This window comes from Streptomyces sp. NPDC002680 (assembly GCF_042889145.1).
In the GTDB taxonomy this organism is placed as follows: Bacteria; Actinomycetota; Actinomycetes; order Streptomycetales; family Streptomycetaceae; genus Streptomyces; species Streptomyces adonidis.
In genome coordinates, this window is sequence record NZ_JBIAQP010000023.1 from 153,190 (window position 1) to 173,634 (window position 20,445).

The 20,445-nt window shown below is 69.5% G+C and carries 15 protein-coding genes; 7 read left to right on the forward strand and 8 right to left on the reverse strand.

Annotation, left to right across the window (positions count from 1 at the left end; translation table 11 throughout):
- Window positions 1-16: 16 nt before the first annotated feature.
- Complete coding sequence (locus ACFYXF_RS44035; protein ID WP_389358504.1) at window positions 17-1,324, reverse strand: D-alanyl-D-alanine carboxypeptidase family protein; 1,308 nt, start codon at window positions 1,322-1,324, stop codon at window positions 17-19.
- A gap of 91 nt (window positions 1,325-1,415) precedes the next feature.
- On the opposite strand from ACFYXF_RS44035, the gene ACFYXF_RS44040 reads away from it, so the two are divergent.
- The 5 genes from ACFYXF_RS44040 to ACFYXF_RS44060 all read left to right on the forward strand — a co-directional run bounded on the left by ACFYXF_RS44040 (window position 1,416) and on the right by ACFYXF_RS44060 (window position 11,785).
- Window positions 1,416-1,658, forward strand: coding sequence for an SCO4848 family membrane protein (locus ACFYXF_RS44040; protein ID WP_369036776.1), 243 nt, complete (start codon window positions 1,416-1,418; stop codon window positions 1,656-1,658).
- A gap of 79 nt (window positions 1,659-1,737) precedes the next feature.
- Entirely contained in the window at window positions 1,738-3,000 is a 1,263-nt protein-coding gene (locus ACFYXF_RS44045) for a metallophosphoesterase (protein WP_389358506.1), read from the forward strand.
- A 325-nt stretch (window positions 3,001-3,325) separates the two neighbouring features.
- Window positions 3,326-9,466, forward strand: a complete 6,141-nt coding sequence (locus ACFYXF_RS44050) for a DNRLRE domain-containing protein (RefSeq protein ID WP_389358508.1) — start codon at window positions 3,326-3,328, stop codon at window positions 9,464-9,466.
- 38 nt (window positions 9,467-9,504) lie between these two features.
- Entirely contained in the window at window positions 9,505-10,026 is a 522-nt protein-coding gene (locus ACFYXF_RS44055; protein WP_389358510.1) for a hypothetical protein, read from the forward strand.
- A gap of 202 nt (window positions 10,027-10,228) precedes the next feature.
- Entirely contained in the window at window positions 10,229-11,785 is a 1,557-nt protein-coding gene (locus ACFYXF_RS44060) for an ABC transporter substrate-binding protein (RefSeq protein WP_389358512.1), read from the forward strand.
- 145 nt (window positions 11,786-11,930) lie between these two features.
- On the opposite strand, the gene ACFYXF_RS44065 is transcribed toward ACFYXF_RS44060, so the two are convergent.
- Together ACFYXF_RS44065 and ACFYXF_RS44070 are read right to left on the reverse strand one after the other, a co-directional pair.
- Window positions 11,931-13,475, reverse strand: coding sequence for an ATP-binding protein (locus tag ACFYXF_RS44065; protein WP_389358514.1), 1,545 nt, complete (start codon window positions 13,473-13,475; stop codon window positions 11,931-11,933).
- Entirely contained in the window at window positions 13,472-14,170 is a 699-nt protein-coding gene (locus ACFYXF_RS44070) for a response regulator transcription factor (protein ID WP_389358516.1), read from the reverse strand. The genes ACFYXF_RS44065 and ACFYXF_RS44070 overlap by 4 nt, the downstream gene beginning before the upstream one ends.
- Window positions 14,171-14,315: 145 nt before the next feature.
- On the opposite strand from ACFYXF_RS44070, the gene ACFYXF_RS44075 reads away from it, so the two are divergent.
- Window positions 14,316-16,781, forward strand: a complete 2,466-nt coding sequence (locus tag ACFYXF_RS44075; RefSeq protein ID WP_389358518.1) for an MMPL family transporter — start codon at window positions 14,316-14,318, stop codon at window positions 16,779-16,781.
- A gap of 3 nt (window positions 16,782-16,784) precedes the next feature.
- Here the strand turns inward: ACFYXF_RS44075 and ACFYXF_RS44080 are convergent, their stop codons facing one another.
- The 3 genes from ACFYXF_RS44080 to ACFYXF_RS44090 are packed head-to-tail and all read right to left on the reverse strand — an operon-like array spanning window position 16,785 to window position 18,500.
- Window positions 16,785-17,540: a TetR/AcrR family transcriptional regulator gene (locus tag ACFYXF_RS44080; protein WP_389358520.1), complete on the reverse strand. Its 756-nt coding sequence runs from the start codon at window positions 17,538-17,540 to the stop codon at window positions 16,785-16,787.
- A 10-nt stretch (window positions 17,541-17,550) separates the two neighbouring features.
- Window positions 17,551-18,087 (reverse strand): thiol-disulfide oxidoreductase DCC family protein, encoded by a 537-nt coding sequence (locus tag ACFYXF_RS44085; RefSeq protein ID WP_389358655.1) that lies wholly within the window; start codon window positions 18,085-18,087, stop codon window positions 17,551-17,553.
- Window positions 18,088-18,092: 5 nt separating this feature from the next.
- Window positions 18,093-18,500, reverse strand: coding sequence for a hypothetical protein (locus tag ACFYXF_RS44090; protein ID WP_369036784.1), 408 nt, complete (start codon window positions 18,498-18,500; stop codon window positions 18,093-18,095).
- Window positions 18,501-18,672: 172 nt separating this feature from the next.
- Here ACFYXF_RS44090 and ACFYXF_RS44095 point away from each other — a divergent pair, with 172 nt between their 5' ends.
- The gene (locus tag ACFYXF_RS44095) at window positions 18,673-19,314 is read left to right on the forward strand and encodes a Uma2 family endonuclease (protein ID WP_389358522.1); all 642 of its coding nucleotides are present in this window, start codon (window positions 18,673-18,675) and stop codon (window positions 19,312-19,314) included.
- Between the two features lie 2 nt (window positions 19,315-19,316).
- Here ACFYXF_RS44095 and ACFYXF_RS44100 read toward each other — a convergent pair whose 3' ends face one another.
- Both ACFYXF_RS44100 and ACFYXF_RS44105 read right to left on the reverse strand, forming a co-directional pair.
- Window positions 19,317-19,724 carry a VOC family protein gene (locus ACFYXF_RS44100; protein WP_389358524.1) on the reverse strand — a complete coding sequence of 136 codons (408 nt, stop codon included), beginning with the start codon at window positions 19,722-19,724 and terminating at the stop codon, window positions 19,317-19,319.
- A 61-nt stretch (window positions 19,725-19,785) separates the two neighbouring features.
- Window positions 19,786-20,397, reverse strand: coding sequence for a Uma2 family endonuclease (locus ACFYXF_RS44105; RefSeq protein WP_389358526.1), 612 nt, complete (start codon window positions 20,395-20,397; stop codon window positions 19,786-19,788).
- Window positions 20,398-20,445: the final 48 nt, after the last annotated feature.

The following is a 20,445-nucleotide window of genomic DNA, read 5'->3' on the forward strand; positions in this document are numbered from 1 at the left end:
GGGAAAAGCCCCCCAACTACCGTCGGCGCCGCACCAGTTCCGGCAGTGGCCAGCGGCGGTTGATCAGGAATGCGCCTCCCGCCAACAGCACCAGCACCCCACCCGTGATCCCCAGCGCGATCCCGATCCCACCCCCGTCCACCTCGGCCGACGCGTTCGCCACCGGCGACGCCGAGGCGTCACCGGAGCCACCGTCCGAGGCTCCGCCCCCCGCCTCACCGGAGTCCGTGTCACCGTCGGTCGCCCCCGGCTGAGGGCTCGACCCCGCCGCCCCCTGCGGAGCCACCAGCTCACCCACCGGCTGCACCTTCCCCGCCGCCTTGAACCCCCAGTCGAGCAACCGCGCGGTCTCCTTGTAGACCTCGTTGTGCTCCTCCTCCGACGGGTTCATGACCGTGACCAGCAACACCTTGCCGCCCCGCTCGGCGACCCCCGTGAAGGTCGCCCCCGCGTTCGTCGTGTTGCCGTTCTTCACCCCCGCGATGCCCTGGTACACCGAGACGTCCGAGTCGCCCGCCAGCAGCCGGTTGGTGTTCTGGATCTCGAAGGTCCCGCGCACCGTCTTGCCCTGCTTGTTCTTCTTCGTCTCGCCCGGGAACTTCGCCGTCACCGTCGAGCAGTACTCACGGAAGTCCTTCTTCTGCAGCCCGGACCGCGCGAAGAGCGTGAGGTCGTACGCGGACGACACCTGGCCCCGCTCGTCGTAGCCGTCGGGGCTCACGACGTTCGTGTCGAGGGCCTGGAGCTCCTCCGCGTGCTCGTTCATCTCCTTGACCGTGGCCGCGACGCCCCCGTTCATGTGGGACAGCACGTGCACCGCGTCGTTCCCGGAGCGCAGGAAGACGCCGAGCCACAGATCGTGGACCGTGTACGTCTCCTTCTCCTTGATGCCGACCATGCTGGACCCGGCCCCGACGTCAGCCAGGTCGGCGGAGGTGACCTTGTGCTCCATGGTCTTGGGGAACTTCGGCAGCACGGTGTCGGCGAAGAGCATCTTCAGCGTGCTCGCCGGCGGCAGCCGCCAGTGCGCGTTGTGCGAGGCGAGCACATCGCCGGACTCGGCGTCCGAGACGATCCACGAGCGGGCGCTGATGTCCTTGGGGATCACCGGCACCCCGTCGGAGAGGTTCACCTGTGTCCCGGCCTTCCCGAGCCGCTCCCCGCCCACGGTCGACATGTTCGCCGGGGGAGTCGCCGACGGCGTGGCACTCGGCGTCGGCTTGGGGGCCGCGAACGCCGGTACGGGCGTGGTCAGCGCGGCGGACAACAGGGCGGCGGAGGTGACCAGCAGGCTTCGCCTGGCGGTCTTCGTGGAGGCGGACACGATCGAGAACGTACATGTACTGGCCCACGAAGTCGCACTCCCCTCCCCACCCCGGCCGAGGGATCCAGTACAGGCCCGCGATACTGGACCCATGAAGCTCAGCCGCCCCCTCTCCTGGTTCCTGCTCGCCTTCGGGGTGTGGAGCTGGGTCATCTGGGTCACTTTCATCAAGAATCTGGTCAAGGACGGCAGCGGGCTCGCGTTCGACGACGCGGGCACGCCGACGGCGTACTTCTGGGTGCATCTGGTGCTCGCGGTCGTCTCCTTCGTATTGGGGACGATCGTCGGCGGCATCGGGTTGCGCGGACTGCGCGCTTTGCGCCAGACCTCGTAACGCCCGATCTCCTAGCACTCGACGCACCCGATCTCGCAACACCGGACCTCACAACGGGAACAACGGGAGACACCCCCGCATGGTCATCGTTTTCCTGCTCGCCGTGGTCGCCGCCCTGGTCGGCCTGCACTGGTACGTCTGGCGCCGCCTGGTGCGCGACACGACCGCCGGTCCCGGCCTCGCCCGCCGTATCGGCACGGTGGCGTTCGTCGCCTGGCCGGTCCTGATGATCGGGGCCCTCGTCGCCGAGCGCGGCGGCGCGCCCTTCTGGCTCCAGCAGACGCTGGCCTGGCCCGGCTTCCTGTGGCTGGCCCTGTTCATCTACCTGGGCCTGGCCCTGATCGCGGGCGAGGCCGTACGGCCACTGCTGCGACGGTTCCTGGAACGGCGCCGCCCGGCCGAGGCACCCGCGGCGCCCCCCGTACCGCTCCGGAAGTCGGAGACCGTACCGCCGGGTGGGACAGAGACTCCGGACCCGGCCCCCGACCCGAGCGCCGGCCCCCGTCTCCTCGCCGCCCCCTCCCGCCGTCTCTTCGTCTCCCGGGTCGTCGCCGGAGCCGCGGCTACAGCAGCCGTCGGGACCGTCGGATACGGCACCTACGGCGTCGTACGCGGCCCCCGCGTGAAGCGGGTCACCGTGCCGCTGGCCAAGCTCCCGCGCGGCGCCCACGGGTTCAGGATCGCCGTCGTCAGCGACATCCACCTCGGGCCCGTCCTCGGGCGGGGGTTCGCGCAGAAGGTCGTCGACACGATCAACTCCACGCAGCCCGATCTGATCGCGGTCGTCGGCGACCTCGTCGACGGCAGTGTGAAGAACCTCGGCCCGGCCGCCGCGCCCCTCGCCCAACTCCGGGCACGCCACGGGGCGTTCTTCGTGACCGGGAACCACGAGTACTTCTCCGGCGCCGAGGAGTGGGTCGAGGAGGTCCGGCGGCTCGGGCTGCGCCCGCTGGAGAACACGCGTGTCGAACTGCCCGCCTTCGACCTCGCGGGTGTGAACGACGTGGCCGGTGAGAGCGAGGGCCAGGGTCCCGACTTCGCCAAGGCGCTCGGCGACCGGGACACCTCACGGGCGAGCGTGCTGCTGGCCCACCAGCCGGTGCAGATCCACGACGCCGTCGACCACGGCGTCGACCTCCAGCTCTCCGGCCACACCCACGGCGGCCAGCTGTGGCCCGGCAACTTCATCGCCGACCTCGCCAATCCGACCCTCGCGGGCCTGGAGCGGTACGGGGACACGCAGTTGTACGTCTCCCGGGGCGCCGGCGCCTGGGGTCCGCCCACGCGGGTGGGGGCGCCGTCGGACATCACCGTGGTGGAACTGGCGTCCGCGCAGGCCTGATCACCGCCAGTGAAGGTCACGGGTCGGTAAAGAAATCGGGTGGATGGAACCCTGGTGGCGGTCCGTCCATCGACCCCGGGTCGAGGAGAGTTGGCGCCGAGGCGTCCCATTCGCCGGAATCGGCCCACAGGTTGGGCACAGTGGAGCGGAAAATTCCGCGTGGCCGAAACTTGGTGATCGTTTTCCAGTCAAGGGTATTGAGGGAGATCTGAGGGTAACCGTGAGCGACATCTGATCGACTCGTGGAGGTTCCTTCACAAGCTGCTGCTTTGATCACGTCCACTCATGGCGCACCAGGCGTCATGGGGTGATCACAGGAGCTGTGTTGAGACTTAGACAACGGGGAAAGGCGAGAGCCGCGGGCATATCGCCGAGACGCACCGCGCTCGCCGTCGCCGCCGTGCTGGCGGCCGAGGCGGCGCTGGTGTCGCTGGGGACCGGGCAGGCCTTCGCTGCCGCGGACTCCGCCACCGCGTCGCAGGTGACATCGGCGGCCGCGAAGTCCGCCAAGTCGGCCGCGTCGTCGGCGGATTCGGCCGCGGCGGCGCTGCTGATGGCCCGTACGCAGGGCCGCAAGATCGAGGTGCTGTCGGAGCGTTCGGCCAGTTCGACGACGTACGCGCTGCCGAACGGGCAGATGCAGACGTCGACGTACGCGGCGCCGATCCGGCAGCAGGTCGACGGGGTGTGGCGCAACATCGACACCGCCCTGTCCGACGGGGGCAGCGCCCTGGAGCCGGAGGTGGCGGCGGCGGACATCGCGCTCTCCGACGGCGGGGACACCGCGCTGGCGTCGGTGACCAAGGGCGCCAGGTCGTTCGGGATGGGCTGGGAGTCGAAGCTTCCGACGCCGTCGGTGAAGGACGACACCGCCTCCTACGACCTCGGTGACGGCGAGACCCTGACGGTCACGGCGCTGTCGCAGGGCTTCAGCCAGAACGTGGTTCTGGAGAAGGCGCCCGAGGGGCCGCTGGAGTACCGAATACCGATGCGGCTCAAGGGACTTGTCCTGTCGGTGGCCGAATCAGGGCACCTGCTGCTGAAGGACAAGGCCGGCAAGCTGGTCGCCGAGGCGCCCGCGCCGATGATGTGGGACTCCTCGAAGGACCGTAAGTCCGGCGAGTCGAAGTATCAGGCCAGGGTCGCGACGAAGGTCGAGACGGCCGAGGACGGCTCGCAGACCCTCGTGCTGACCCCGGACGCCGGCTACTTCACCGAGAACAAGCTGACCTACCCGGTCACGGTCGACCCGACCACCACGCTCGCCGTCACCACCGACACCTGGGTGGCGACGAACTACACCGACTCCCAGATCTCCTCCACGGAGCTGAAGTCGGGCACGTACGACGCGGGGACCACCAAGGCCCGCGCCTACATGAAGTTCGACGTGTCGCCCTTCAAGGGCAAGCACATCACCGACACCAACCTGGCCCTGTACTCGTACTACTCCTCGACGTGCGACACGTCGGGCGCGGGTACGCAGGTGCGGCGGATCACCGGGACCTGGACCTCGGCCGACATCACCTGGGCGGATCAGCCGGCCACCACCGCGACCGGCGCGGTCACCAGCACGGCGGCCAAGGGCTACAGCGACTCCTGCCCGGCCGGCACGGTCAACTTCGACATCGACGCCATCGTGCAGGCGTGGGCGGACGGTTCCACCAACCAGGGTGTGCGGATCGCGGGCGCCTCGGAGACCGACTCCACCACCTGGCGCCGCTACCGCTCCGCCAACTACGTCTCCGGCGACGGCTCGACCGAGCCGCACCTGACCGTGACGTACAACTCCTACCCGGCGGTGCCGAGTTCGGCCGCGATCGCGCCCTCGCAGGTCAATGCCTACAACGGCAAGCGGTACGTCACCTCGCTCACCCCGACCCTGTCCGCCAAGGTGACCGACCCGGACGGGTCGAAGACCAAGGCCCAGTTCGAGATCACCCCCGACCCGACGTACGCCGACACCACGTACACGTACACCGGTGCGTCCGTCTCGGTGGCCTCCGGGTCGCAGGTGCCGTTCACGATCCCCTCGGCCAGCGCCTTCCCGGCCGGTTCGCATCTGCGCTACCGCGTGCGGGCGTACGACGGGACCGACTACGGCTCCTGGACCGGCTACACGACGTTCGTGCTGAACACGGCCAAGCCGGTCGCGCCGACCGTCAGCTGTGACACGTACACCGAGAACGGCTGGACCGCGAAGGCCTCCGCCGCCGTGTCCTGCACGCTCGACACGACCTCCACCGACGGCGCCGGCTTCCAGTGGGGCCTGGACGACTCGTCCCTGCCCAACAAGAAGCTCGACACCGCCAACGGCACCGGCGGCGACGCGCAGACCATCAGCATCAACCCGGCCAACGGCTGGCACACGCTGTACGCGCGGACCATCGACTCCGGCGGCAACCTCTCGACGGCGACCACCGCTTACTCGTTCGGTGTCGGCGCCGACGGCGCGGCCATCCTCTCCCCGGCCGCCGGTGACACCACCGCCCGCCGGCTGACGCTGTCCGCCAAGGGCCTCACCTCCTACACGGGCGCCACCTGGCAGTACCGGCGCGGCGAGACCGACTCCTGGCACACCGTGCCGGTCGGTGACGTGACCGCCTCCGGCTCCGCCGTCTCCGCCTGGCCGGTCGCCGTGACCGGCGGCACCGCCACCAAGCTGGTCTGGAACACGGTCTCCTCGCTCGCCGAGGACGGTGTCATCCAGCTGCGCGCCGCCTTCACCGACGGCACCACCACCGGGTACTCGCAGACCGTCGACGTCACGCTCGACCGCGACGCCGGTACCGCGCCCGCCGCCCAGGTCGGTCCGGGCCAGGTCAACCAGCTCACCGGTGACTTCACGCTGTCGGCCACGGACGCCTCCGAGTTCGAGGCGAGCGTCGAGCGCACCTACTCCTCGCGGGCCAACAGCACCGACAGTGAGGGCCAGGCGCAGATCTTCGGTACCGGCTGGACCTCGTCGGTCGACGCCGTCGGCACCGACTTCACCCAGCTCCGCAAGACCTCCGACACCTCGGTGGAACTGCTGAGCGCGGACGGCAGCTCGGTCGCCTTCACCGCGACCAGCGGTGGTGGCTGGCAGCCGGAGACCGGCGCCGAGTTCCTCACCCTGACGGGCACCCTGTCCGGGACCGCCTTCACGCTGACCGACACCGACGGCGGCACCACGGTGTTCGCCAAGGCGGCGACCGGCGTGGCGACCTGGACCCTGTCCTCCTCGGCGACGGCGGTCGACGACTCCACCGTCACCGTCGCCTCCGAGACGGTCACCTCGGGCAGCAGCACGCTGGCCCGTCCGAAGTACGTGATCTCCGCGACCGGCGCGGCCACGGCCGCCACCTGCCAGGCTACCCCGGCCACCAAGGGCTGCCGCGTCCTGGAGTACGTCTACGCGACGGCCACCACGGCTACCTCCAGCGCCGTCGGCGACTACACCGGCCAGGTCAAGGCGATCAAGCTGTGGGCCACCAGCCCCGGCGCCTCCGCCGCGACCGCCGAGACGGTCGAGTCCTACACGTACGACAGCTCCGGCCGGCTCGCCCAGGCCTGGGACCCGCGCATCACCACCGCGCTGAAGACGACGTACACCTACGACTCGGACGGCCGCGTCGTCACGTACACCAAGCCCGGCGAGCTGCCCTGGACGTTCACCTACGGCAAGGCCGGTTCCGCGCTGACCTCGGGCACGGGCATGCTGCTCAAGGCCTCCCGCGCCGCCCTGACGCCCGGTACCGCGAGCACCACGTCCGGTACGGCGGCCACCACCGTCGTCTACGACGTGCCGCTCTCCGGCACCACGGCTCCGTACCAGCTGGACGCCACCACGGCCGCCACCTGGGCACAGGACGAGGCACCGACCGACGCGACCGCCGTCTTCCCGGCGGACTCCGTCCCCACCTCCAACACCGGCGGCGACCTGACGGCCACCTCGTACTCGCGAGCCACCGTCACGTACATCAACGCCAACGGCCAGGAGACCAACACCGCCCGGCCCGGTGGCTTCATCACCACCACCGAGCACGACGACTACGGCAACACGGTCGCCGAACTGACCGCCGCCAACCGCGCGTTGGCGCTCGGCACCGCCACCGGTGCCGCCGACAAGCTGGCCGCGCTCGGCCTCGACGGACTGTCGACCGCCGACCGTGCCCAGCTGCTGGCCACCGAACTGCGGTACTCGGCCGACGGCGAGCAGCTCACCGACGAGTTCGGTCCGCTGCACGAGGTCACGCTCACCAAGGAACTCACCGGTTCCACCGCCGAGTCGACCCTGGCGGCGGGCACCGTGATCCCGGCCCGCACGCACACCTCGTACACCTACGACGAGAACCGGCCCAGCGGCGCCGAGGTCTCCGGCCTGGTCACCTCCGCCGTGACCGGCGCGGCGATCCCGGGCTACGCCACCGACGCCGACACCGGCACCACGACCACCACCTACGACTGGACCACCGGCCAGGAGAAGACGGTCACCGGTGACGACACCGCGAACCTCGTGACGACCTTCGACTCGGCGGGCCGGGTGGCCACCACCCGCACCACGGGCTCGACCGGTTCGGACGCGGGCACGCTGGCGTACACCTACTACACGGCCACCGGCAGCGGCACCTGTGTCTCCGCCGTCTCCACCGGCCTGCTCTGCAAGACCGCTCCCGCCGCCACGATCACCGGTGGCGGCACCAACCCGACCGAGGCGGTCACCACCGTCTACACGTACGACCGCTGGGGCCAGGTCGCGACCAAGGCCGAGACCGCCAACAGCGTGACCCGCACGACCACCAACACGGTCGACAGCGCGGGCCGCGTCACCGCGACCGCGGTCACCGGCGGCGTCGGCACCGGCACGCCGGCCACCACCTACACGTACAACACCGCCAACGGGCGTCAGGCCTCGCAGACCGCGAACGGCCAGACCATCGCCTACACGTACGACAGCCTGGGCCGTGTGCTGACCTACGCCGACGGCGCGGGCAACACCTCCACCACCTCGTACGACGCCCTGGACCGGCCGGTACAGATCACCGACTCGGCCCCGTCGACGGTGACCTGGGCGTACGGCACCACCGGTACCGCCACGACCATGACCGACTCGGTCGCGGGCACCTTCACCGCCACCTACGACGCCGACGGCACCCTCGCCACGCAGACCCTGCCCGGCGACCACACCCTCACCGTCAGCACCGACCCGGCCGGCGAGGAGACCGGCCGCGAGTACGCCACCGCCGACGGCACCACCGTCGCCTCCGACACCGCCGGCTACACGGTGACCGGCCGCCAGGCGGGCCACACCCAGACCGACGGCTCGACCACCCAGACCGACTACACCTACGACAGTGCCGGCCGCCTCACCAAGGCCGCCGACACCACGACCGGCGGCTGCGCCACCCGCGCCTACACCTTCGACGCGAACAGCAACCGCACGGCCCTGACGGCCACTTCGGACGACTGCGACAGCGCCACGACCGACGACGCCACCACGGCGACCACGTCGTACGCCTACGACAGCGCCGACCGGCTGGTCAACTCCGGTTATGTGTACGACGCGTTCGGCCGCACCACCACCAGCGGTGCCACGACCCTGTCGTACTTCACCAACGACCTGGTCGCCACCGAGACCGTCGGCACCAGCCGCAACTCCTGGGCCCTGGACGCCGCCGGACGCCTCGCCGTCCAGACCGCCCAGACCCAGGCCACCGACGGGACCTGGACCGTCGGCGCCAGTACGACCAGCCACTACGGCTGCGACTGCGACAGCCCCACCTGGACCAAGACCGCCGACACCGTCAGCCGCAGCCTCCGCGACATCGCGGGCGACCTCGGTGCCACCACGTCGGCGACCGGGAACACGGTCCTCCAGCTCACCAACATCCACGGTGACGTGGTCGTCCAGCAGCCGCTGGACACCACGGTGGCCGCCACGGTCCAGCACTACGACGAGTACGGCAACCCGCAGGCCACCGCGCTCACCGCGCAGGGCTGGCTCGGCGCCTACCAGCGCCGGACCAGCACCCTCAGCGGCTACACCCTGATGGGCGCGCGGGTCTACGACCCGGCCACGGGCCGCTTCCTGCAGACCGACCCGGTCGTCTACGGTTCGCCGAACCACTACGGCTACCCGGTCGACCCGGTCATGGCGTACGACCTCGACGGGCGCGAGTGGTACAAGAAGAAGTCCTGGTACCTGAGGGACGACAAGGCCAAGAAGCTGGGCAAGGCCCTGATCCGCGGCGGCAAGATGCTGGACGTCCTGGCCAACTACCTCAACATGGCTCCCTCCCACTGGGCCATCAAGCTGCTGCGGGTCGCCGCGGAAGCGCTGGGCTGGGGAATGGAGAAGCTCGGCAACGTCATCAAGAACGCGGCGAAGCTCAGGGGCAAGGGTGTCCGGATCACCGTCGGCATCTGGCACGGCGGCTGCTGGGTCTGCTACTACCCGCTGATGATGATCTACCCGGCCAACAAGTAGATCTCCCGGCCAACAAGTGATGTGAGGAGGCACCGAGCATGACGGAGAGTCCGTCTCCCCTCGCGCGACTCGCGGCGGCCGACAGGCTGATCGAGGGCACGCGGGTCCTGAAGCCCCGGGTCCATGTGGCCCTGTGCGTGGGCGTCGCCGTGGCGGTCTGGTTCCTGCCGGACTCCGCCGTCCGGCCGGTCACGGTGATCGAGACCCTGATCCTGCCGGTCACCGGCGTCGTCGCCGCCCGGATCCTCGGGCGGGACGCCTGGCTCTACTCGGAGATCGGTTCTGAGATCGCCGACCGCCCGTCGGTGACGGCGTACACGCGGGGACTCGTCCTCGGTTACGCCGCCGGCGGGGCGCTCGCACTGGCCGGTGCCCTGCTGGTGCCGGAGTCCTGGCTGCGGTACCTGGTCGGCGCGGCGGCCCTGTGGGCGCTGTGGTCGGGGTGGCGCAAGGAACAGGAGGTCCGCGAGGCCCGTCGGCTGCGCGAGCGGTCCGGGCAGGAGCCCTGGTACGCCGAGTACCGGACGCTGATCGAGGAACGCCGGCGACAGCTGTCGTGACGGATTCTCCGTGAGGGACACACCCCGTGTGGGGCAAGGCGCAACTGCCTTGCCCCACACGGGTTTTCCCATTGGTAACAAGCCGTCGGTAACGTCTTTCCCATCTCGCAAGAAGTCCCTTCCCCCACCCGAAACACCTGTGGTTAGGTGATCAACACCACAGGGGAGTGACCTGTGCAGGGGTCCTGGGGAGGGCACACCGATGCGCTCGGTACGCATACGGATTCTCGCGGCGTTTCTCATCGTCGCCGCCACGGGCGCGGTCGCCTGGCAGCTGATGCCGGACGGCGAGGACAACGGCAGGACGATCACCGTCGGCACCACCGACGCCGTGACCTCCCTCGACCCGGCCGGTGCCTACGACGCCGGCTCCTGGGCCCTGTTCAGCAACGTCTTCCAGACACTGCTGACCTATCAGCCGAGCGGGGCCACCCCCGTCCCGGACGCGGCGAAGAACTGCTCCTTCAAGGGCTCCGGCCTGCGCACCTACGTCTGTGTCCTGCGCGACGACCTCACCTTCCCGAGCGGCCGGAAGATGACCGCCGAGGACGTGAAGTTCTCCTTCGAGCGCGTCAAGCGCATCAACTCCGACGTGGGCCCCGCCTCCCTGCTCGGCACCCTCCGCTCGGTCGACGCCAAGGACCTGACGGTCACCTTCCACCTCAACTCGCCCGACGCCACCTTCCCGTTCAAGGTGGCCACCGGGGCCGGTGCGATCGTCGACCGCGAGCGCTACCCGGAGAACGGCCTGCGCACCGACACCGGCGCCGACGGCACCGGGCCGTACGTCCTGAAGTCGTACACGAAGGAGAAGCAGGCCGTCCTCGAACCCAACGGCGGCTACAAGGGTGCCGTGAAGAACACCGGCCGGCCCGTCCTCCTGCGCTACTACGCCGACCCGGCGGCCCTCGACAAGGCCTGGAAGGCCAAGAGCATCGACGTCGCCACCCGCCAGCTGCCGCCCAAGGTCCTCGCCGGCCTCTCGCCCAGCGACCCGGGCCAACGCGTCATAGAGGACGACAGCGCGGAAACCCGCAACCTGATCCTCAACGTCCGTACGAATTCCCCCCTCCACGACCCGCTCGTCCGCCGCGCCCTGGCCTGGCTGGTCAACCGGGAGGAACTCGTCAGCACGGTGTACGAGGGCACGGCCGACCCCCTCTACTCACTGATCCCGGCGGGCATCACCGGCCACACCACCTCGTTCTTCGACTCCTACCCCCGGCCCAGCGTCACCCAGGCCCGCGCCCTGCTCACCGAGGCCGGCGTGGAACTCCCGGTCCGCTTCACCTACGGCTACGCCGAGGGACGCGGCGCCGCCGCAGAGGAAGCCGCCCTGCTCAAAAGGCAGTTGGAGACGGGCGGCCTGTTCAAGGTCACCGTCAAGGGCTACGAGTGGACCGACTACCAGAAGCGCTACGCGGCCGGAAAACTGGACGCCTACGCCGTAGGCTGGGTCGCCGACTTCCCCGACCCGGACACCTTCACCGGCCCCCTCGTCGGCACCGGCAACAGCATGAAGAACGGCTACGGCAGCAAGACGGTGGACCAGCTGATCCTGGACAGCCGCCAGTACGCCGACCGCACCCGAGCCGCCCAGGACTTCCGCACACTCCAGCAACAGATAGCCCAGGACGTGCCGGTCATCCCCCTGTGGCAACGCAAGGAGTACGTAGTCAGCAGCGAGGACGTAGGCGGCGGCCAGTACCTCTCGGACGGCACGGGAGTCTTCCGCCTCTGGAGCCTGGGCTGGATCTGACACGACACCACGCAGGGGAGCCTTTCAGGGGCGCGGGGAACTGCGCGACCAGCCACAACGCACCCGCAGACGAAAGCCGGTCCGATTAAGGGGCGCGGGGAACTGCGCAAAAAACCACAACGCACCCGCACCCAACACCCGCCCCTCAGCAAACCCCCCGCTCAGGCAAAGTAACCGTCACAGCCAACCCCTCCCCAGGCGCGGTCCGCACATCCACAGACCCCCCATGCGCAAGAACAACCCCCTGCACGATCGCCAACCCCAACCCACTCCCAGCCCCACCCCCCGCCCGAAAGAACCGATCAAAAATCCGCCCCGCATCCTCCTCCGCCACCCCCGGCCCCTCATCCGCAACACACACCCGCACAACCCCACCCACCCGCTCAACCCCCAACCGCACAGCCACATCCCCAGCCGTATGCGTCCGCACATTCCCTACCAGATTCCCCAACACCTGCCGCAACCCCGACTCATCCGCCCGCACCAGCAACGCCCCCTCCGCGGACACACTGACCGGCCGCTCCGGCTCCTGCACCCGCAGATCCTCCGCCACATCCCGCACCAACCGGCTCAGATCCACATTCCGCAACCGCAGCTCGGGCCGCTGATCGAGCCGAGCAAGCGTCAGCAGCTCGTCCACCAGCCGCCCCATCCGATCCGCCTCACCGTTCATCCGGTCCCACGCCCGCCGCCGCTCCACCGGATCCGTCAGCATCCCCTTGTCGTACAGCTGGAGATAGCCCCGTATCGCGGACAACGGCGTACGCAGCTCATGCGACGCGTCGGCGACGAACCGCCGCAACTGGGCCGCGCTGCGCTCGCGCGTGCGGTACGCCGACTCGACCTGGTGGAGCATGGTGTTGAGGGCGACCCGCAACTGCTCGACCTCAAGGGTGGCCTCCCGACTGGACGGCACCCGCCGGGTCAGATCACCCTCCGCGATGGCCGTCGACGTCTCGACCATGTCCTCCAGGGGCGCCATCCGCCGGCTCACGCTGAACATCGTCAGCACGGCGAGCAGCGCGAGCAGCAGCGTCCCGACGGCGAGATCGAGCTTGAGCGCCTTGCCGAGAACGTCGTGCAGGGCGTCCGTCGAGGTGGCCAGGAGCACGGTCGAACCGTCGGCGAGATGCGCGGCGGTGACCCGGTACGGGGCGTGCCGCACCCGGATGTCGTGCGGGGCGTCGTCGCCGGCGAGGGCGTCGGGGTCGGACACGGCGGCGACGAGGGCCCGCTGATCGTCGGTGGGCGCGAACCCGGCGACGGTCATGGGCCGCCCGCCGGTGCCGATGACCACGAAGATGCCGTCGGACACAAGAGAGTCGGCGTTGGAGGACCCGACCCCGGACGAACCGCTGCCGCCCCCGCCACCATCCCCGGAGGCCGACCGATACCTGTCGGTCAGCGCGGCGAACGCGGTGAGCGAGTCGATCTGCTCCAACGTGACCCGCGAGCCCCCGATCGAGTCCCGCGTACTCATCAACTGGGTGTCGACGCTGTCCAGCAGATACAGCCGCATCCCCATCACGCTCACCCCGCTCGCGACGACGATGCCGAGCGCGAGCAGCGCCACATTGGCCAGCGTGAGCTTCACGCGCAGGGAGTGGATCCCGCGCTTGCAGTGGAACGTGCGGCTCCAGCCAGGCCCGAAGGCACGCCCCCACCCCACCCCGATCCCGAAGAGGCTCATGCCAGCCCGTACCCGACACCGCGCCGGGTGGTGATCACCGGCGGGCCGAGCGCGTCGAGCTTGCGCCGCAGATAGCTGATGTACGTCTCGACGACGGTCGACTCGGGAGGCGTGTGCTCGTACTGCCAGACGTGCCGCAGGAGTTGCTCCTTCGGCACGATCCGCCCGCCGTTGCGGACCAGGAACCGCAGCAGCGCGTACTCCGTGGGCGTCAGCTCGACCGTGCCGCCCGCGCGGTGCACGCTGTACGTCGACTCGTCCAGCTCCAGATCGCCGTACCGCAGCGGAGGCCGCTGCGGCAGCACGTCGACGGGCCGGGTCCGCCGCAGCACGGCGGTGATCCGTGCGACCACCTCGTCGATGTTGAACGGCTTGGTGATGTAGTCGTCGCCGAAGCCCAGGGCGCCGACGATCTCACCCGGCGCGTCCCGCGCGGTCAGGAAGACGAGGGCCAACTCGGGCCTGCGGGAGCGCAGTTCACGCCCGAGGGCCCGGCCGTCGCCGTCCGGCAGCATGATGTCGAGCAGGGCGACGTCCGGGCGGGTGCGCTCGGCGAGCGTGAGCGCCTCGCGGACGGTGCCCGCGATCATCACCTCGAAGCGGTGGTAGCGCAGGGCGATCGCGAGAACGTCCGCGATGCTCGGTTCGTCCTCCACCACCAGCACGGTGCCGGTACCTGTCCCCGGAGCTGTCATGCCCCCAGTATCGGCGGGCCCACTGACAGCCGTCCCCCGTTCGTGCTTTGGAGTTCCTTGAGAGTCATGGCCGCCTCATGTCCACACCGGCCTCCGCCCCCAATTCTGTTGCCAGGACCTGGGGGACCGACCGAATCAACTACTCATGAGTGAGGGGCTGTTGAGCGTGGCGGCATTGGCACGGTGGTGCTATCGGCACCGGCTGGTGGTCCTGTTGATATGGGTGGGGGCCGTGTTCGGACTGGGCTTCGCGGGCTCCGCCGCGGGCACGGACTACGCGAACACGTTCTCCCTCCCCAACACGGACTCCACCCGCGCGTACGACCTGATGGAGAAGGCCTTCCCGCAGAGCGCGGGCGACACCGACACGGTGGTGTGGAAGGTCGACGAGGGCTCGGTACGAGACGAGTCGGTACGCTCCCGGATCGAGCCGAAGCTGGCGGAGATCGGGAAGATGGCGGGCGTCGGCGAGGTCACCAGCCCGTACGCCGCAGACGGCACCGGCGCCGCCCAGATCAGTGAGAACGGGCGGATCGCCTACGCCCAGATCACCTTCACCGAGCAGGCGAACGGCGTACCCAAGAAGACGGTCGAGGACGTCGTCGACACGGCTCAGTCCGCCGAACGCGACGGACTCCAGGTCGAGTTGGGCGGCCAGGCCATCACCAGGACGCAGGAACCGCCCACCGGCATCGCCGAGATGGTCGGCATCCTCGCCGCGGCGGTCGTCCTGTTCCTCGCCTTCGGCTCCCTCTTCGCGATGCTGCTGCCGCTGGTCGTCGCGATCGCGGCCCTCGGCTCCGGCCTGATGGCGACGTCCCTCCTCAGCCATGTCACCGACGTCCCCGAAGTCGCCCCGCTGCTCGGCTCGTTGATCGGCCTGGGCGTCGGTATCGACTACGCCCTGTTCATCGTCACCCGGCACCGCCGGGGCATCCTGCGCGGCATGAAGCCCGAGGAGGCGGCGGTCACGGCTCTCAACACCTCGGGCCGCGCCGTGCTGTTCGCGGGCGGCACGGTGTGCATCGCGCTCGCCGGCATGCTCGTGATGAACATGCGCTTCCTGGACGGCGTGGTCATCGCGACCTCCCTCACGGTGGTCCTGAGCGTCCTTGCCGCCACAACCCTCCTCCCGGCCCTCCTCGGCATGCTCGGCATGCGCGTCCTCAGCCGCAGGCAGCGCCGCAAGCTGGCCGCGACGGGCCCGGAACCGGCCGAGGCGAGCGGGCTGGCGGCGCGCTGGTCGTCGTACGTGGAAAGGCGCCCGCGCTCGACAGCGGCAATGGCCCTGCTGGCGATGCTGATCCTGGCCCTCCCCGTCCTCTCGATCCGCCTCGGCGCGACCGACCAGGGCAACCACCAGGAGTCGACGACCACCCGTCAGGCGTACGACCTGCTCGCGGAGGGCTTCGGCCCCGGCTTCAACGGACCGCTCCAGGTGGTGGTCGCGGAGGGCGACGCGAACGCGCTCGTCTCGACGATCCGTACGACGGAGGGCGTGGCACAGGCGGCGGCGCTGCCGCCGTCCCAGGGGATCACGGTGATCCAGGTCGTCCCGACGACCTCACCCCAGTCGGAACAGACGGACCAGCTGATCGACCGCCTGCGCGACGAGGTCATCCCGGCGTCGGGCGCGGAGGCCCACGTAGGCGGAGTGACGGCGATCTTCAAGGACTTCGCGGCGGTGACGGGCGACCGCCTGCCGTACTTCGTGGCGGCGATCATCTCGCTGGGCTTCTTGTTGCTCCTGGTGGCATTCCGCTCCCTGGTAGTCCCTCTCACAGCAGCACTGATGAACCTGATAGCGGCGGCGGCCTCGTTCGGCGTGCTGGTCGCGATCTTCCAGTGGGGCTGGGGCACGGAGCTGCTGGGGATAGGAAAGGAGGGCCCGATCACGGCGTTCCTCCCGGTAATCATGCTGTCCCTGCTCTTCGGCCTCTCGATGGACTACCAGGTGTTCCTGGTGAGCCGTATGCACGAGGAATGGGTGCATACGAAGGACAACGCGAGGGCGGTCCGAGTAGGCCTCGCCGAAACAAGCAGGGTCATCAACTGCGCGGCCCTGATCATGATCTGCGTGTTCAGCGCCTTCGTCCTGAGCGGCGACATGGAGGGCGCGATGGCGGGCATCGGCCTCGCGGCGGCGGTGGCGCTGGACGCGTTCATCCTCCGTACGGCCCTGGTGCCGGCCGCGATGCATCTGCTCGGCAACTCCAACTGGTGGCTGCCGGCGGGCCTGGAGAAGCGCCTGCCGCATCTGGCGGTGGAGCCGAAGGAGGAGGCCCCGGAGACCGGGGAACCCGCCGGGTCGGCGGGCGGCGCCTCGGTGGTCCACGGTTTCGTCCGTGACGCGGAGGGTGCGCCGGTCGAGGGCGCGGCGGTGTCCCTCCTCACCAAGGGCGGACGCCAACTGGACCGGGTCACCTCCCTGGCGGACGGCTCGTACATCCTCTCCGTCCCGGCCCCGGGCGCGTATCTGCTGTCGGCGACGGAACCGTCGTACGGCTCCCGGGCCCGCCAGGTGACGGTGGAGGACGGTCCGCTGGTGTACGACGTGGAGCTGACGGAGACGTCGGAGACGTCGGAGGACGAGATGGACACGGTGAACTGAGAATCAGCCCTCCGTGGCCGAAGCGCCCTTCCCGGTCTCCTCGGGAAGGGCGTTGGTCATCCCGGGCAGGAAGTCGCTGAACAGGTCGTGGACTTCGCGGACGAGCGGGCGCAGCACCCGGAACCGGGCCAGGGTGACACCGCGGGCGGTGAGCCGGGCACCGCGTCCGGCGAGCCGGTAGGTGCGCTCCCGGCCCTCCGTACGGTCGTAGATCCAGTACATGACCATGCCCATCTGGGACAGCCACATCAACTCGGGCAGTACGTCCTTGAGTTCCTCGGGCACCTTGGCCTTGGACCCGGCGAGCACCTCCCTGTGCACCTCGATGGCCTGCACGCGCGCGTGCTCCGACTCGGCGGAGAACGGGCTGAGGGGGCTGTTCGGATCGGCGGCGGTCTTGAAGAACTGCACGGCGAACTCATGGTAGGGAGCGGCGACATCGAGCCAGGCCCGGTGCACCCCGGCGAGCCGGGCCTCCAACTCGGTCTCCCTGTCCAGGACTTCCCGAGCGGCCACCTGGTACTCCCGGGCGAGCTGGTCGTAGAAGCCCTGGATCAGGTGCTCCTTGCCGGCGAAGTAGTAGTAGGCGTTGCCGACGGAGACTCCGGCCTCCTGAGCGATGGCCCGCATGGTCGTCTTCTCGTACCCGCGCTCCTTGAACAGCCGCATGGCCGTCTCCAGGATGAGCGCACGGGTCTGCTCGCTCTTGGGACTGGGGCTGGGGCTAGGACTGGGGCTGTCTTTCGCTGCTGCTGGCACGGAAAGGAGCCTAACCAGTGGAGCAGGAGCCGCTGTCACAGCCGGGCGGGCTGTGGATCCACCCGAGGCTGGGATCGTACGACCATCCGTCGGGCCGCTGGTACGTACGCCGACCACGCCTGTGGTCACCCCCTTGCGCCCCGCGCCACTTGGCGGCGGCCAGAGCGGCGGCCTTGGCGACGCGGGCCCCGGCCGGGGTGCTGAGCCGATGAGCGAGCGCTCGGTGCTCACGCAGGGCCCAGAGCACCACAACCCAGGCACCGGCGCCCCGGTAGACCTGCCCCGAGTCCCCGACGACGGTGATGTCGGCGAGGGTGGCGGAGTGGTCGAGGGTGGGAAAGAGCGCCCGAGCCCGCTCGGACCCAGCCGGAACGAGCACCAACGGCACCAACTGCGACTGCCGCGCGAGCCACTCCCGCACGAAGACGCACAACTCGCAGTCGGCGTCGTACAGGACGGTGAGCCGGCGGACCGGCACGCCCCCCGTGGCGTGCCGGTCCGCGCGGGCGATGGTGTCCCCCGACCCCACCGCGTCCGGATGGCTCATGGTGCTCACGCCCCGGCGGTGGGAGCGACCCACCCCTGCGGCGCGACGGGCGGCACCTGCTCCCGCTCCATGACACCCCGCCGCCGGATCTTGCTGAGCACGAACACGTTGGCGAGGTGCATGACACCGAGGACGAGCAGCACGACCCCGAGCTTGGTCGAGAGGGCCTCGAAGACCTCCCGGGTGCTGCCGATGTCCCCGTCCCCGCTCAGATAGAGGGCGACGAACCCGAGGTTGACGAGATAGAACCCGACCACGAGCAGATGGTTGACGGCATCGGCGAGCTTCTCGTTCCCACGCAGCACATCGGCGAGAAAGACCCGCCCGTTGCTGCTGAGAGTCCGCGCGACCCAGACGGTCAGCGCGACGCTGACCAGCAGATAGATGACGTATGCGACGACTGTGAGGTCCATGTCTCTTCGTCCTTGTCCCCGTGTTCCTTGCACGATCCGAACGACTTGAACGCGTTCAAAAGTGCTTACGGGGGAGACTGTAGACCTGTTTTTGAACACGTTCAAGTAGTAACTGGGGCGGGCTGGTCGCGTTGAACCGATGACGGGACCGGGTCATGGGGAAGGAGGGGTTGTGGGCGCTGCACCCGAAGAGAGGGGGGAGCGGGAGTGGTGGTTCGACGCCGAACTCCCGTACCGCTGGCCGATCCCGCCCCCGGAAGGCTGGACCGCCGACGACCTCGACCGCATCCCGGGTCTCCCGTCGCACACGGAACTGCTCGACGGGAGCCTCGTCTTCATCAGCCCGCAGACACGGTTCCATTCCCGCGCGCTGCGTCTGCTGGAGCACGCTCTCTTGCGGCAGGCTCCGGACAGCCTCGACGTCCTGTCGCGGATGACCGTCAAGCTGGACGCCAAGAACCGCCCCGAACCGGACGTCATGGTCTTCCCGGAGACGGCGAACACCGGCCCGGACCAGACCTGGTACGAGGCGACGGACATCCTCCTGGTCGTCGAGGTCGTTGCCGCCGACACCCTGCAACGCGACCGGGAGGTCAAGCCCCGTAAGTACGCGGCAGCCGGGGTGCCGCACTTCTGGCGGGTCGAGGAGGACGGCGACAAGGGTCTCCCGGTCGTGTACGTCTACGAACTGGACCCGGCCACCAAGGCCTACTGCCTCACCGGCATCTTCCACGACCGCCTGAAGGTGTCCGCGCCCTTCGGCATCGACATCGACCTGACGACGATCAACAGCTGGCGCCCGTCCCCGTCATGACCTCATGACCGCCCCAACTCCGGCCGCTTCCGGTAGTCCGTGAAGCCGATGACGTTGCCCCAGGGGTCGGCGATCTCGACGGTCCAGCCGGTGGCGACGGAGAGTGGGGCGTCGAGCGGGGTGATGCCGGCCGCGGCCATGGCACGGGCCGCCGCCTTCGCGTCAGGCACTTCCAGCCAGATCCGGGGCGAGGCCCACGGGGGCGGCCGGTGTCCGAGCGCCTCCTCGACACGCAGCAGCAGGCCCGGGGTCTCGGGACCGACCCTCAGTACGGCGATCCCGGCCTCGTCGAGCCGGGCGGTGATACCGAACCCGGCACGCTCGTAGAAGGCGACCGCCTCGGCGAGATCACCGACGGGCAGCAGCACGTTGTCGAAACCGAGCAGTTCGTACGACTCGTCATCTGACATGGCGTCAGGGTAAGGGGATGGTCGGCGGAATCCTGGGAGGCATGTGCGGCGACCGGTGTGATCAGGGAGTTCGCTTCGATTGACCGGCTTCGAGGATTTCCGCCACGTCGAGGCTGACCTTGGCACCGATCGAGTCGGGGAGGGTGACGATTTCGCCGGGGGCGTGGATGCGGTGCGTGGTGTACGTGTTGCCCTCGGGGTTGGTGAGCACGTGGAGGCGCTGGTGCTTGCGGTCGACGACGACGTAGACGGGCACCTTGGCACCGGCGTAGGCGGCGACCTTGGTCTGCAGGTCGGCTTTCCAGTTGCTGGAGGTGACTTCCAGGACGAGTTGGAAAGCCACCGGCTCGTAGCAGTTGTTCTCGACGTAGTGCTCTTCGATGTCGGCGTCGACGACGACGAGATCAGGGATGGCGTAGTCCTCGGTGCCGCTGGGCAACCACAGGCCGACGCCTTGGAGCACCTCGGTCTCGCTTCCGTCGATGCCGGCTGCGATGAACGGGTGCGTGAGCCTGGCCAGAGCGCGGGCGTGGGGGACGTCCGGGGGCGGGGACACGAGGATCAGGCCTCCGATGATCTCGACGCGGTAGCCCGGATTGCGCTCCATGAGACGGTTCGCCTCCGCGATCAGCGGACGTTCGCCGTGAGGCTGCTCGACAGCTGTTGCGGACATCAGGTGCCTCCTGTTGGGCTGGTGCCGAGGCCATCATCGTAGGCCGGG